General features: G+C 41.0%; 12 protein-coding genes and 1 pseudogene. 2 read left to right on the top strand and 11 right to left on the bottom strand.

The genetic code is table 11. From position 1 onward, the window contains the following. Positions 1-268 precede the first annotated feature (268 nt). The 5 genes from L1D37_RS11705 to L1D37_RS11685 form a co-directional block, all read right to left on the bottom strand. On the bottom strand, positions 269-2,536 hold the full coding sequence (locus L1D37_RS11705) for a YjbH domain-containing protein (RefSeq protein WP_239847991.1): 2,268 nt from the start codon (positions 2,534-2,536) through the stop codon (positions 269-271). Then, positions 2,536-3,423, bottom strand: coding sequence for a capsule biosynthesis GfcC family protein (locus L1D37_RS11700; RefSeq protein ID WP_239847990.1), 888 nt, complete (start codon positions 3,421-3,423; stop codon positions 2,536-2,538). The genes L1D37_RS11705 and L1D37_RS11700 overlap by 1 nt, the downstream gene beginning before the upstream one ends. 21 nt (positions 3,424-3,444) lie before the next feature. Then, on the bottom strand, positions 3,445-4,149 hold the full coding sequence (locus tag L1D37_RS11695; RefSeq protein WP_239847989.1) for a YjbF family lipoprotein: 705 nt from the start codon (positions 4,147-4,149) through the stop codon (positions 3,445-3,447). Positions 4,150-4,269: 120 nt separating this feature from the next. Then, a complete protein-coding gene (locus L1D37_RS11690) occupies positions 4,270-4,521 on the bottom strand; it encodes a hypothetical protein (RefSeq protein ID WP_102383293.1) in 252 nt (83 codons plus the stop codon). A 453-nt stretch (positions 4,522-4,974) separates the two neighbouring features. Then, entirely contained in the window at positions 4,975-6,099 is a 1,125-nt protein-coding gene (locus tag L1D37_RS11685) for a Wzz/FepE/Etk N-terminal domain-containing protein (RefSeq protein ID WP_239847988.1), read from the bottom strand. A 162-nt stretch (positions 6,100-6,261) separates the two neighbouring features. Between L1D37_RS11685 and L1D37_RS11680 the strand changes: the two are divergent. Continuing rightward, positions 6,262-6,503 (top strand): annotated as a pseudogene (locus tag L1D37_RS11680) (MATE family efflux transporter); the annotation flags it as partial. Positions 6,504-6,820: 317 nt separating this feature from the next. Further along, on the top strand, positions 6,821-7,882 hold the full coding sequence (gene wecA / locus L1D37_RS11675; protein ID WP_239847987.1) for a UDP-N-acetylglucosamine--undecaprenyl-phosphate N-acetylglucosaminephosphotransferase: 1,062 nt from the start codon (positions 6,821-6,823) through the stop codon (positions 7,880-7,882). A gap of 414 nt (positions 7,883-8,296) precedes the next feature. On the opposite strand, the gene L1D37_RS11670 is transcribed toward wecA, so the two are convergent. From L1D37_RS11670 to rfbB, 6 genes are all read right to left on the bottom strand, one after another. After that, positions 8,297-9,463, bottom strand: coding sequence for an O-antigen ligase family protein (locus L1D37_RS11670; RefSeq protein WP_239847986.1), 1,167 nt, complete (start codon positions 9,461-9,463; stop codon positions 8,297-8,299). Between the two features lie 366 nt (positions 9,464-9,829). After that, positions 9,830-10,891, bottom strand: a complete 1,062-nt coding sequence (locus L1D37_RS11665; protein ID WP_239847985.1) for a DUF1972 domain-containing protein — start codon at positions 10,889-10,891, stop codon at positions 9,830-9,832. Continuing rightward, positions 10,888-11,445 (bottom strand): dTDP-4-dehydrorhamnose 3,5-epimerase, encoded by a 558-nt coding sequence (gene rfbC / locus L1D37_RS11660; protein ID WP_239847984.1) that lies wholly within the window; start codon positions 11,443-11,445, stop codon positions 10,888-10,890. The genes L1D37_RS11665 and rfbC overlap by 4 nt, the downstream gene beginning before the upstream one ends. 5 nt (positions 11,446-11,450) lie before the next feature. Then, positions 11,451-12,332 (bottom strand): dTDP-4-dehydrorhamnose reductase, encoded by an 882-nt coding sequence (gene rfbD / locus L1D37_RS11655; RefSeq protein WP_239848038.1) that lies wholly within the window; start codon positions 12,330-12,332, stop codon positions 11,451-11,453. Then, a complete protein-coding gene (gene rfbA / locus L1D37_RS11650) occupies positions 12,332-13,219 on the bottom strand; it encodes a glucose-1-phosphate thymidylyltransferase RfbA (RefSeq protein ID WP_239847983.1) in 888 nt (295 codons plus the stop codon). Before rfbA ends, rfbD begins: the two co-directional genes overlap by 1 nt. Continuing rightward, positions 13,219-14,316, bottom strand: a complete 1,098-nt coding sequence (gene rfbB / locus L1D37_RS11645) for a dTDP-glucose 4,6-dehydratase (RefSeq protein ID WP_239847982.1) — start codon at positions 14,314-14,316, stop codon at positions 13,219-13,221. Before rfbB ends, rfbA begins: the two co-directional genes overlap by 1 nt. Between the last annotated feature and the right edge of the window lie 3 nt (positions 14,317-14,319).

Raw genomic sequence — 14,319 nt, 5'->3', positions numbered from 1 at the left:
CCCCTTTATCACAGCTGTTGCTTGGCAGAAAATACCAACATAAGGGGAGGCAGAGAGGGGTTGGTAACACATAGATTAACATCCCCCTCTAACTCCCCCCTTTGATGAACATCACCGTTCAAAAACGAACGGCGTTCAAGGGGGAGAACCAAAAGCTATGCCTAATTAATATCACGAAGTCTTAAGCTATTCGTTACTCGTTTATTCGAAACGGCTCTTTCCCCGCTCTTCGCATCCCGCCAACTCGTTACCCGCATCTGCTTTCGATCTACTTAACGCTACTCGGTCTTTGGAACCAAGGTGAGCGAGCATCGGTTTGATCGAACAAGTTGTACTGTTTATTCAACACTTGTCCGCCATCACGCGTGATCGGTAACCAAGTAAAACCTGCGCGGCTTGATCTTGGTTTCACGGTGACTAAATCAAACGGAATCGATACGTAGAAGCCTTTGGTGTAGCTGCCCTCACCGTATTCTTCGGTTGTCATGTCGGTTAAGCTGACAAATGCGCCGGCAATCACGCCGCTCTTAAACTGTTTAGAGAAATCGACACGAGTACCGATATCACCGGCAAGGAATTTACCGACGCCCACTTTCAGCAAGGTATCACTCAAGAAATCCCATTGTGGGGTGTAGTAACCGGTGATGAAGCCCGTCGTGCCTTTATCAATCACTTTGTACGTTCGGCTGCTGTCGTCTGGGTTGACTTGGATCTCTTCATCAAACGTACCAAACCAGCTTTCAGGATCGCGTTGGCTTATTGCCGTAATGTCTGCGCCAATCGCCCAATTTTGGTTGAATGGACGATAAAGGATTTCGCCACCCACACCCGCGAACATGCTCTCTAGGTATCCACCGTAGGCTTGGGTGTAGACACCGCTGCCATAGTCTTCAAACCAAGTCAGTTGTAAACGGTCTAAACGAACTGGATCATCCACATAAGAGCGGAACAAGGTTCTTACTCTTGGCGTTTGGTCAGTGCCGTCGGATGGGATTTCGTAATTAAACTTGTCGTAGTTATCAATTAAGTTAACGTAAAGCGAACCCGACAGTTCGACATTGTTTAACGCCCAGAACGAAGCATTGGTGTATAAACCCAAACTGTATAAGTAGAAGTTTTCAGCAGAACCGAACGATTGAGCTAAGTTTGGTGAAATCGACACATCGAATCGTTCACGCCCATCATGATAAATAACGGATTTCTTGCGCTCTAATTCGTGAGTGTTTGCTGCATCACTGATTTGAGCATTGAGATAACTATTGTTAGCTGCCGCTTTGAACGCTTGCGCATCTACCGTTGTCTCGGTGAGTTCCAACGATTTGTCGTTTTCAATGATTTTGTAGGTGTCGATGTAACTCGGTACCGCATTGGCAATCACGGTCGCACCGCGCTCAAGGGCGATATCTCTGTCTCGGTATTTAACCTGAGTGCCCTTTACCACAATACTATTATCGTCGACCAAGATTTGTGCTTGTTCATAGCCAGCGATCGTTTCAAGCTCTTCCGCGAGAGCCACCATGTCAATATCGTCAACCGTCTCGACGTCGCTTGGGCGCAATTCTGCTGTTTCAGTATCTCGCCACACAGAATACATTTCATTGAAGTTAGTCGAGAGGTCAAAGCCAAGGGTTAAAGTATCGCCTCGCTCATAGCTGACTTTCGCTGAGCCCCAATCAGTGAAACGGTACACAGCACCCACGTTCCAAGGCGTGTGTTGTGTCATGTCGACACCACCACGTACTACTGGGTAATCTTGAGAGTAATCATTACTATCATATTCAAGCTTTAAAGTTAGCGGCTTATAAGGGGTTTGGTATTCAAAGCCGCCATAAATAGCAGCATCACCTTTAAACCAGCGTTCAAAATCGACACTGCCGCCATTACCTTTAAAATCAGACGGACGTTCACAATACTTATCACTGGCTTTGCACAGTGGATTAGTGAAGTTTCCACTGGTGCCCATGTATCCCCAAGCCATGCCCAAGGTAAAATCAACAGGACCAAAGCGTTTGGTGGCCGCAACAAATTCGCCATCAAACAAGCCTGTACCACCGAAGTCACGCACGCCTACCGACACTTCCGGCAAGTAGTATCCTTCTTCGATTAAACGCAGTTTAAAGTCGATGCCTTTGTCAGCAAGTTTGTTACAACCACTGAATGAGTTTTGTGAACAATCTTGGTCTCCACCTCCGCTATAAAGCAGATCTTGCACTTGTGTATAACGAATCGTGGTTTCAAGCCAAGGCATCACCTGCAGGCTGACATTATAAAAATGGTATTCGTTATTAAACGAAGCGCTAAAGTTAAACTCCCCTTCTGGCGCCATTCGGCCTGTTGGCATTTGCATTAAACCAACACCACCAAAGTTCATTTGCGACGTTCTGTATTCTGTGTCGTCGAATGATGATTTCTCTGCTCTGATCGAAGAGGAATCAATGGCTGTTTCGGCAAAAGCCGACACACTACTGGTCACTAACAAGGCGTAGGTAACCGATGTGCACACTGCCGATAGAGGGAATGATTTCTGTTTCAGCATTACAGGCCAACCTTATGACGTAGCAAATCGACAATATCTTGGTTCAACGTTGAGTATTCCGATGGCAAAGAGTAAAACGCCATAAATACGATGGCACCTGGTGCTAAATAAACCGGCTGTTCGTTCCAGTAGGCATATTGAATGGTTTGTACCACGCCATCTGGCTGAACAACATAAGCCACGCTTTTATCTGCAGATTCATCAATAAAGCCATCCGGCAATGCATCGAGATAATCATTCAACGTTCCATGCTCAATCAGATTTATTGTTACCGACTCTTTCATTACACCCATCAACTGAATAGATGTTGGTCGTTGTGGTAAGTACAGGAAAAAGGCTTGAGTTTGGCTGTCTGACGGCTTGTTAGTATGAGAAGTTGAAACAAGTAATGGGTTCTTATCTGATTGCGAGATAACCGCATTGCGGTCTAACTCAATAAAAACTCGATTGAGATATTGGAAAGAAGCTAATTGTTGCTTTACTGATGTTGCTTCTGGTTCTTCTACCGAGAAAGCGTCAAGTTGGTTAAATACATTGCGCTTTTTGGCTTCGATAGCTTTATTAGATTCGTTAGCTTCAGTATGGGTTGTATCAAACAGTTGAGCTGAAAGGGGGAAATAACCAATACTGCCGCTAGCGTTCGCGTCGTCTAACACCTGAAGCAATCGAACGTTAGCTTTATACTCAAGCGTCACACCTTGAAGAGGAATTTCGATTGTTGTTTTAATCGAAGGCGTAACAACGTTAGATGCCGTAGAAGCGTAGCTAAAAGTACACAGAGATAACAACGCACTCAACGTCAACAGAGATCTCACCGTTAACAAAGTTCTCACCAATGACAACCGACGCCCCGTCATTTTTGATGCGTGACTAATATAATTCATCATTTTAATTCATTACCCTGTTCGTTAATTGCTTTGATAATGCTTAAGGACGGTTAACTCAAGCCTTGTCATATCTGGGCCTAAATACTGTATGGTTTTGACTACTTTGCCTTTGTTGTCGACCCAATATTCATTGGTGATCTCTTGCTCTAACATAGGGAAATAAATCTTTTCTTGGAACTTCTTAGTATCGATAGACGCTAACGGTGTTTCGACCGTTTCATTTCCCGCATACGTTCGGGTGATATTTGCTTTATAGCCGAATCGATAGTTGGGTTGCCAGTCGTAAACCGCTTGCCACTTTTGGGCACCGGGGTTAACTGACACATCAAACGCAGAAGAAGAGCCTGCTGACGAGTTACTTGCAGACGAGTACTCATCCAACGGTTGGAATGCTAAGCCAGAAAGGTTTTCGTAAGGAAGCAATAGCGTTTGTACGATGCGTCCATTTTCAGTGACGATCATCGCTTTGTCAGAAGACATCCACTTTAACTGTTCCACACCCGTTTGCGGGTTTTCACCGACGTACGCTAAGACCATGAAGATTTTACCTTGGTCATTCACTTCCGCGTAAATACTGGAGTACGGTAAAGTTTGAATGTATTCCTTGGATAGCTCAACATCGGAGCTTCCAAAAAAGGCTTCATCAAAAGTGGAATTAACGTCTTGAAACTGCTGAGAACAACCAACAAGAAAAAGACCAAGAGATATGATTAGAGGTTTAAGCATGACGAGTTCTGCTTCCTAGCAATCTGGTTGCTGCTGTCCAAGATGGAAAATTAATCAATAAGATACAAAAAAACCACTTTATGCTTTCACATAAAATGGTTTTAAACGCCGACTCAAAAATTATCGAGTAGTTGTTGTAGTTGTTGCACCGCTTTCGTTAGAAGCAACCGCTACAGCTGCTGCTGCTGCTACTGCTGCTGTCGCTACTGCAACTGTTGTTGCTGTGCCAGCTGCTGCTGCAGATGCACCAGCGCCTGCTGCTGCGCCTGAGCTTGCGCCAGTACCAGTGCCAGCTGCCGCTGTAGTTTCAGCTGCAAACGCAGCACCTGAGAAGCTAACTGCTAATGCAGCCGCTAGAGCCATCTTTTTCATAATAATTTCCATTAATATAAACGTTTATATGTAGAAGATGATTTTCACATCCTCAAACAGTTGCTCAGCTTAAACAACTGATTGATCATCATAGATAATAACCGCAATCAAGTAAATGGATAAATCATAAACGATACCTTATAAAGTATTATTTAGGAAATAGCGTCACATAAAGAGGACCTTCGAGGGTATTTGCAGCACTATAAAACTACATTGGTACAATACAGAAACTAGAGCAGAGCAGAGTGCCACACAAAAACTAAGAGTATAAGTTCATTATTGAGCTTTAAGATAAACCGCAGCCAACTGTTCGCTATTAGTGAACAACTAGACTCTATCGCCAGAGCCTTTGCCTAATACGGTTTGAGTAATGTTTGGAGGTCAGTCTGGCATTCTATGTGTTAAGGGTAGAAAAAATGGCTAGTGTATATAGACACTAGCCATTAAAGCTAATTAATCTTCTTTTATAAATAAAAATCGAATTAAAACTACTGCAAAGCCCAACATACCACCGAATAATGTACCAAGAACAATAATCAAAGCACGCTTAGGTTTATCTCGAGTTATCGGCTGCTCAATATTTTCTAGATAACGGAACGTTTGAAAATCAGCAGTGCGGTCAATCTCAAGGTTATTAAGCATATCCAACTTTGCGTTAATCTGCTGAAGACGAGGTTCAATAACACTCAGATTTTTAATAGATTCTAAAGCCTTGACTTTTGCATCTAAACCTTTAGCGCCCAAATCAATACTAAACAGCTCCTTTTCATTACCGGTTTGGATTGGTCTATCGACACCTGCAGACTTAGCAATTTGGGAAGCGTATTTTGCTCGCTCAGTTTCGACCAATAATTGATTGCTTGCCTGACTTTCTAAGATTCTTTTTTGTTGAATCAACTCATTTTTTTTGCCACTAACTACGGCATGTAAATTATTGAACGCATCTTGATGCACTTTTGATTCTGTAGCCAAAACGTAATCTGTTAATAAATTGAAACTGCTCTCTTTGGTTGTTGTTTGAAAAGTAATGATATACGGTGACTTAGGGTCATTCCTATCAACTTTAGAGGCGGAGACTCTATCGAACCATTTATTATACAACACTCTAGTTTCATCGGTACTACTCTCAGAGCTACTGCTAGATACAGAATCTTTAAACTCTTGGAATTCGGTATTTTTATCTAAGAAAGCTTTCTTATTATTAGTTGAGTTAAATGCATTTACAAAGCGTTGGAATAACACCTCTGAACTCACCAAACGATTAAGTTCGTTGCTAACAAGGACCGTGCCGTCTTCTTGATAGAGATCAAAAACAGGTTGAAACTGCTTCACTTGGCGCTGATACGCGGCCAAGTTTTGAGGTTGAGCCTCGGTGATCTTTGCATTTGAAGACCACCATTCTTGAGACAGAAAAGCCAAACCAAGACTACTAACAAAAAATAAAGCAGTAACCAATATCACAATTAATTTTCCGTACCACAAGGCTCCAAACAGCTCCCTCATATTAACGTCATCATTCGTTGCGTACATTGGTGAATTTTGCGGGGAGTACGATTGTGGTTGTGTCTGCTGCTTCACTGTAAGTCTCTCAAAACATCTGAATTAATAACGGCAGGATGCTATCACACCGTATGCTTTTAATCTTGTGTGGTTTGTAAACGTTATGAAAACGGTTTTCAGACTACTCACAATTGACTGTATTCTAATTCAATCGGCACTTTGCATGCAAGATAGTCACAGGCCGTTAACTTAACTTTCCGAGTAACCTTCGCCATCAACTGTATCTGTATGGGCATCAGTTTAGGGTTTTCTACGTATAATTAGGCGGTTGCTCGCCTAGGGTAGTGGACAAGATGCCGATCGTTTTACTCTCCATGGATTGCTGCTTGCGGTGATGCTTGTTGGTTTTGCATCAACACTCGGGCTGATTTTTAGCAATACCGCGGCTTGTTATACCAATGGTAGGTAGCAGTGCTATTCGAAAGATTGTTGAACGACTTCCTAGCTAGCATAAGACTGAACTCGTTCAATTCAAAAAAACGGTGTTAAAAAATTCGCGCAATATTTGCTCCAGTTTACAGTCAAAACTGGAATTCAAGATCAAGAAACGTCTTAGATTAAAGGAGCGAGTATGAAAAAATACGGTTTACATTCACCTCATAAAAAGGCTTACCAGTTATGGGGGAGTTCCAATTAGAGCTTAACTGCGATAGAGAAAGATCACGTAGATCATTCCCCCTGCTTTTATCTAGCAGCCAAATACACTAAAATAGTTCCAAATACATTATTAGGCTGAATCGTGCTCATTTCATTTATTGACCTCTCTTTCCTGTTTTTCTTTTCCCTTGCAACAACTTTTACAATGCGTAAATTTGCAAAAAAAATAGGGTTAGTTGACAAGCCAAATGCTCGTAAGTTGCACAATGGCGCTATTCCCTTAGTTGGTGGGCTATCCATTTGTATCTCTATACTTTATTTCTTATTCAATAACCCAACCATTCTACCGTATACCGAGCTATACGCCGCGTGTATATTCATACTTGTTAGCGTTGGAGTTTTGGATGATAAATACGACATCAGCTTTAAATTAAGGTTTGCAGTGCAAGCAGGTCTTTCTATCGTTATGATGATTGTTGGCGGCATTGAACTTAGTACTATAGGAGATGTATTTGGTAGCGGTGATGTCATTACACTAGGTTGGTTTGGTTACTTTGTAACCATGATTGCGGTCGTGGGAGCGATCAATGCATTCAATATGGTCGACGGAATTGATGGCCTGCTGGGCGGGTTATCTATCGTAACCTTTGGTGGGTTAGGAATAATGCTTAACCATGATGGTCAATCGAGTTTAGCCTACATTTGTTTAGTATTGGTCGTTGTGATTATTCCGTATATCCTGTTAAACCTTGGTGCCTTTGGCCGAAAAAGAAAGGTATTTATGGGGGACGCTGGGAGTATGTTGATTGGTTTTACTGTTATCTGGCTATTGCTGCTATCTAGTCAGAATGGAAGCACTCCACCACTGCGTCCTGTTACCGCGTTATGGCTAATTGCAGTGCCGTTGATGGACATGGCTGCTATTATGATTCGTAGAATAAGAAGAGGGGACTCTCCTTTTAAGCCTGATCGTGAGCATTTACATCACATTTTCCAACGTCTAGGTTTAAGCTCAACACAAACACTTATCGTTATTTGTAGTATTGCAACTCTCTACGCGGCAGTCGGAATTTCTGGTGAAATACTAAACATCCCAGAATATGTCATGTTCTACGCGTTTGTAATTTGCTTTACAATCTATCTTGCGCTTCTAAGTAATGTCTGGAAGATTCTATCCTATCTTAGAACGAAATGTGCCAAATGACAATTAATCCTAATTCAAGTTACTGCTGTTTAGTATTTATCTAAAATAACAAGTTGGACATATATCGACATGCATATTATTGCCCAAGCGGCAATATGCACATAGTTACCTACTGGGCAATAATATATTCTAAAATACTCACTTTAATCAAGTTAATTCATGCCTAGGCATGCAGCTAAGTTCCCACCTGGGTTTTAACTTACGACACCCTTTAGGAGCCAAAGTGATATGCACTTAAACAAACCAAAGAACTAAAATTTAGAAACTAATAAATCTCAATCCACATCCCCCAAGAAAAGCAGATAGATGACAAGCGTGTTTTAGCTGGTTTTACTTTCGGAAAATAATATAAAACAACCGTTAATTGGCTTCATTTCCAGCCTAGTATACATTTTTCAGAATAGGCAACTCGAACTATTTGAAACATCTACATCGGTAAAGTAAACCAATTACAACCAAATATACAATAAGCGTTTGACCATGATACATAGGAATATCTGTTAATCCTGATACAATATATATAATCGGTATACTAATGAGTAAGTCCTTTCCTAATAAAGATAAATCTTTGAAAAAAAACACTGGGAACAACATGAAGCTCAGATATATCAAAACTCCTCCCCCTCCTTGTTGAACAAGTTTGTTTAATATTTCATTGTGTGGATGAGGAGCCGTAATTACATTTTTTGTCAACTCACCTTTATCGTATAACTTTTTCAATTCAGACTTATAATCTTTAACCCCCAAGATAGGGCTACCATCAGCTATACTTATAGCGGTGTTCCATAATTGTAGTCGAACACCAATAGAGGTACTTAGGTTACCTTGTTCGATTGCAGAGAATTCAGATATAGTTCTTTGATATCGGTCATATACAAAACCTTTACTAAACAATGCTATAATAGAAAAAACAACAACAACCATTAACACAATGGTTTTACTGAACTTTATTCTCTTTATGTTCTTTATCGAGACTACCATTACAGCAAAAGCCAAAGCAAGCCACACACCACGACTCTCACTCAATAAAACACTTGAAGTTGCAAGGGAGAACCCACAAAAAAGAAGTAGTGCCTGACTTTTACTCTGTTCATATATAGCTAATATAAAAGCCGTTATAGCAAATGAAGCTCCGAGTGTTGCATAAGGTATAGGGTTGACAGGCAGCGACATTCGAGATTTACCTAAGTAAACTTGATAGTAAACTGAAACACCCATTATACAAACAGAACCTAAAATCACTAAAGCCTGCAAGTGTAGAACTTTTAACCTATCATAAGGCAAAAAAAGCATAATAAAAAATGCACCTATCGCAGCGCGAGCCTCTCGCCCGCTAAAGTCCCCCTTATATACATAACTTACACCAATAAAAAACAAATAGAGTACAATTAGATATAACCACCAATTATTACTCAAGTTAGTCCGAATCATAGTAGTACGGTAAATAAAAAAAGAAGTAGCTATAGTGATAATTATAATAACTGAAAGAACTTTATCGCCATTTTCAAAGATAAATAAGCCACTAAAAATCCAAACAAATGGTAGGAAAAAAAATATATTTAAAGCCTGTTTCTTAATCATAACAAAACCTTGGACTGTGCCAACTTGATATTCGACACCAATAACTAACCACCTTTTTAGTTAGGGGTAACATCATTAATAAAACCACTCGAGCTAAAATCTCTTTATTTCAGGAGATACATGTGAGACTTTCTAACCAGCTTTTATCATCAACAAAAACACAGGATATGGATAATTTACTGTCAATTATTGGTCACTTCTAAAATTTGTTGTAATCATTATTTTCATCTTAAATGGTTAGTCTGAGTGATGCACCGAAGAGAAAACAGGCATCTCTTCTTGTAATTTAATATAAACCTCTTATCAAACTTATCGTAAGCGATACATCAGACGAAAGGCTATATATGACTTTCAACTACTCGTAGATTAAATGTAAGTACTTTCATATTGCCGTGAAACTTTATCCCAAGTATAACGCTTAAGCGCTATCGCCTTCATTGCTTTACCATTCAACTCTAAGCCACATAATCCTTTGGTGCTCAAAATAAGGTTAAGCAAACTATCGCTACTACTGAAATACAATGCACTATCCTCAGTACTGTAACGATTGAAGCTACAGTCAAATGCGAAAACAGGAACACCAAAATGCATCATCTCAACTAACGAAGGATTAGTGCCGCCGGCCGAATGACCATGAAGATACAAAGAGCAACCTTGACGAAGCTTGTATAGTTCATCAATGTCATAAATAGGATCCAATAGTTCAATATTGGAAAATTTGGCGTATTGAACTCTAATTTTACGTCCGTATTCGCTTGCAGCCCAATTACCGACAAATTTTATTGGAAATGAAGTTCTTGAATAAGCCTCAAGAATCATCTCTACATTATTTTCTGGCTCTATACGACACAATCCTAAAGCATAAGTTTGAGAATTAATAGATTGAGGTTGGGTTTCTGGTTTTGCGTGATCACCACCGTAAGCTATTGTTTCCGAATTTAACCCATATTCTTTATAGACGTAATCTGTAATAGCTTGGTTATCAGTAACAACAACATCAGAATACTTGACAGCCATTGATTCAGAGAACTTCAAGAAACGTTTCACGAGCCCTCCCCACTTCTCCCGCTTCCACTCTAAACCATCAATATTTGTCACTATTTTTGCTTTGGAGAATAGCTTAAAAATGGGAAGAAAAATACAACCAGAAACGCCTAAAATAAGAACCACATCAGGTTTTATGTTCCAAGACTTTATCAGCGATAGTATATCATAGAAGATGCTTTGAGCCCCGTTAGCTCTTAATGGTAAATAATGCAATTGGGCTTGGTTATACTCTTGCATACGTGTCTGATAGCTTTTTGACGAACAAAAAACAATGTACTGAGTTCCACTATCTTTATTTAAAGTCAAGTTCTCAACAAGCGACTCAAAGCCACCATAACACGCTGGTATTCCAACAGTGCCAACAACTATTACGCGCTTCATCTTAGTTTAGTAACCTCACTCAGTGAGAGTCCATTCATATCCTTATTAGAAAGTAATGGTGTGTTATTAGACGGTATTAAAGGCCACGATATATCAACTAGCTGATCGTCCCATGCTAATGATTGCTCAGCGCTAGGGTTATAAAAGTCGGTACATTTATAGACAAACTCAGCCTCGTTACTCGTCACGTAAAAACCATGAGCAAAACCTTGCGGGACCCAAAGTTGGCGCTTGTTCTCTGCAGATAAATACTCACCAACCCATTGACCAAACGTCGGAGAGCCCTTTCGAATATCTACTGCCACATCAAATACCTCACCTGATACTACACGAACAAGCTTACCTTGTGTGTTTTCGGTTTGGTAATGCAAACCACGCAAAATACCTTGTTTAGATTTGGAATGGTTATCTTGTACAAATTGAGTCGGTTTTCCCGTTACTAGTTCTTCAAATTTTTTTTGATTCCAGGTTTCCATAAAGAAACCACGGTCATCACCAAACACACTTGGTTCTATGATTTTCACATCAGGAATACGAGTATCGATTACTTTCATTTTTGTTATTCCGTATACGCTTGAATATTGTTTAATGCAGCCTTCCAATCGCTCGCTTTAACCGAGAAACCTAGAGTTATTTTTTTGGTACCTAATCGAGAATTGTTTGGGCGCTTAGCTGGTGTTGGGTATTGGTCAGTGGTAATACTCGTTAAGCTTGGTTTATTTGCAAGAACTCCATGCTCAACGGCAACCCCAAAAATGGTATCAGCAAAGTCAAACCAACTCACATGTGGTAAACCCGAGTAATGGTAAACACCGTAATCCACCGCATCACCTTGGGTAATGCACTTAGCGATTTGAATCAATGCACCCGCAATATCGCCCGCATACGTCGGTCCACCAAACTGGTCACCAACAATACTTAATGCGTCTCTATTTTCTCCTAAACGCAGCATTGATTTCACGAAATTGTTGCCGTTCTCACCAAAGACCCATGCCGTACGAAGTATAATGTGTTTATCACACGCCTCGGCAACAGCGATTTCACCGGCGAGCTTACTTTTACCGTAAACCCCTTGCGGGTTTGTAGCATCTGTTTCCACATACTCACCCGCTTTATTGCCCTCAAAGACATAATCGGTCGAGATGTGCAGCATTGCAGCACCTACACTCTGAGCGGCTTGCGCCAAGTATTTAGGGCCATCACGGTTTATCGCGTAAGAAAGGTCGACTTCCTCTTCAGCTTTGTCAACAGCGGTATGAGCCGCGGCATTAATAATGATGGTTGGTTGAAATTCGGTAACAGCAGAATAGACCGCCTCTTGATTAGTAATATCAAGATGCTCTCTATCCAAGCCGCGTATCATGATATTTTCCTTATTGACCAACTGATCAGTTAAACAAGAGCCCACTTGACCATAACAACCAGTAATGAGTACTCGCATCATTTTACCGCCTTGTTCTGAGTTTCGCTCACTAATCGCGTCAAATATTGGCCATATTCATTTTTCATCATTGGTTTGGCTAGACTAAGAACTTGCTCATCACTCAACCAACCGTTACGCCATGCAATTTCTTCTAAACAAGCTACTTTCAAGCCTTGAACATTTTCAATTGTTTGAACGAAAGAAGACGCTTCATGCAGGCTCTCATGCGTACCAGTATCTAACCAAGCAAAGCCACGACCAAGTAGCTCTACGTTTAATGAGCCGTCATTTAAGTACATTTCATTTAGTGTCGTAATTTCTAGCTCACCACGATGAGATGGCGTCACTTGCTTAGCCATTTCCACCACGCGATTATCGTAGAAATACAAACCCGTTACTGCATAGTTGGACTTTGGTGCTTCCGGTTTCTCTTCAATTGAAACGGCTTTCATCTGTTCATCAAATTCGACCACACCAAAACGCTCAGGGTCTTTCACTTGGTAACCAAACACGGTTGCACCCGACTCTCTTGAAGCGGCGCTTTGTAGCGTTTTGGAAAAAGATTGACCATAGAAGATATTATCACCCAGTACTAAACAAACGCTGTCATCACAGATAAACTCTTCACCGATAATAAACGCTTGTGCTAAGCCATCAGGGCTTGGTTGAATTGCGTATTCAAGGTTGATACCAAAATCAGAGCCATCCCCCAGCAGGCGCTTAAAACCTGCGTTGTCTTCTGGTGTCGTGATTATTAAAATATCTTTTATACCAGCAAGCATTAACGTCGAAATTGGGTAAAATACCATCGGCTTATCGTAGATAGGCAATAGCTGCTTGGATACGCCGCGGGTCAATGGATATAAACGTGTGCCGGAACCACCCGCTAATACAATACCTTTCATTAGTTACCTTCCTTTGATTCAACGGCTTCTACACCCAAACGCTCACGTTGGTAGCTACCATCTTGCACGTTTTGACACCATTTTGAGTTGTCTAAGTACCATTGTACTGTTTTACGAAGACCTGTTTCAAACGTCTCTTCTGGCGTCCAATCTAGTTCACGTTGCATTTTAGATGAGTCAATGGCGTAACGACGGTCATGACCGGGACGATCTTGAACGTAAGTGATCTGCTCTGCATACGCTGACTCTTTAGGTACTAGCGTATCTAAGATGTCGCAAATTGTATTAACGACTTCGAGGTTTTTCTTTTCGTTATGGCCGCCGATATTGTAGGTCTCACCTACTTTACCTTCAGTGACTACTTTGTAGAGCGCTCTTGCATGGTCTTCGACAAATAACCAGTCACGAATTTGATCACCTTTTCCGTAAATAGGAAGATCTTTTCCTTCCAGAGCATTTAAGATGACCAGTGGGATCAGTTTTTCAGGGAAGTGATATGGGCCGTAGTTATTTGAGCAATTAGTAACGATAGTTGGCAGGCCGTAAGTACGCAACCATGCGCGAACTAAATGATCACTTGATGCTTTTGAAGCAGAGTACGGACTAGACGGCTCATAAGGTGTCGTCTCTAAGAACATTGGTAACTCCTCCCCTTCTGGCACCTCATCTGGATGCGGGAGGTCACCATAAACCTCATCAGTCGAGATATGATGGAAGCGAAACTCTGCTTTTGCTTTGTCTGAAAGCGTATTCCAGTACTCGCGAGTAGCTTCCAGTATGGTATATGTACCAACGACATTGGTTTCAATAAACGCAGCGGGACCAGTGATTGAGCGATCAACATGCGATTCAGCTGCAAGGTGCATTACCGCATCAGGTTGATATTGCTCAAAAACACGGGCAAGCTCTGAACGATTGCAGATATTCACTTTCTCGAATCCATAACGTTCGTTCGAATCGACTTCAACAAGAGACTCTAAATTGCCAGCGTAGGTTAGGCAATCCACATTAACAACTTCATCGTTAGTGTTCTCTATTATATGTCTAATAACAGCACTTCCTATAAATCCAGCACCGCCTGTTACCAAAATTTTCATTAA

The organism is Vibrio sp. Isolate33, assembly GCF_022397895.1.
Taxonomy (GTDB): domain Bacteria; phylum Pseudomonadota; class Gammaproteobacteria; order Enterobacterales; family Vibrionaceae; genus Vibrio; species Vibrio pomeroyi.
This window is presented reverse-complemented; position numbering and strand designations above follow the sequence as displayed.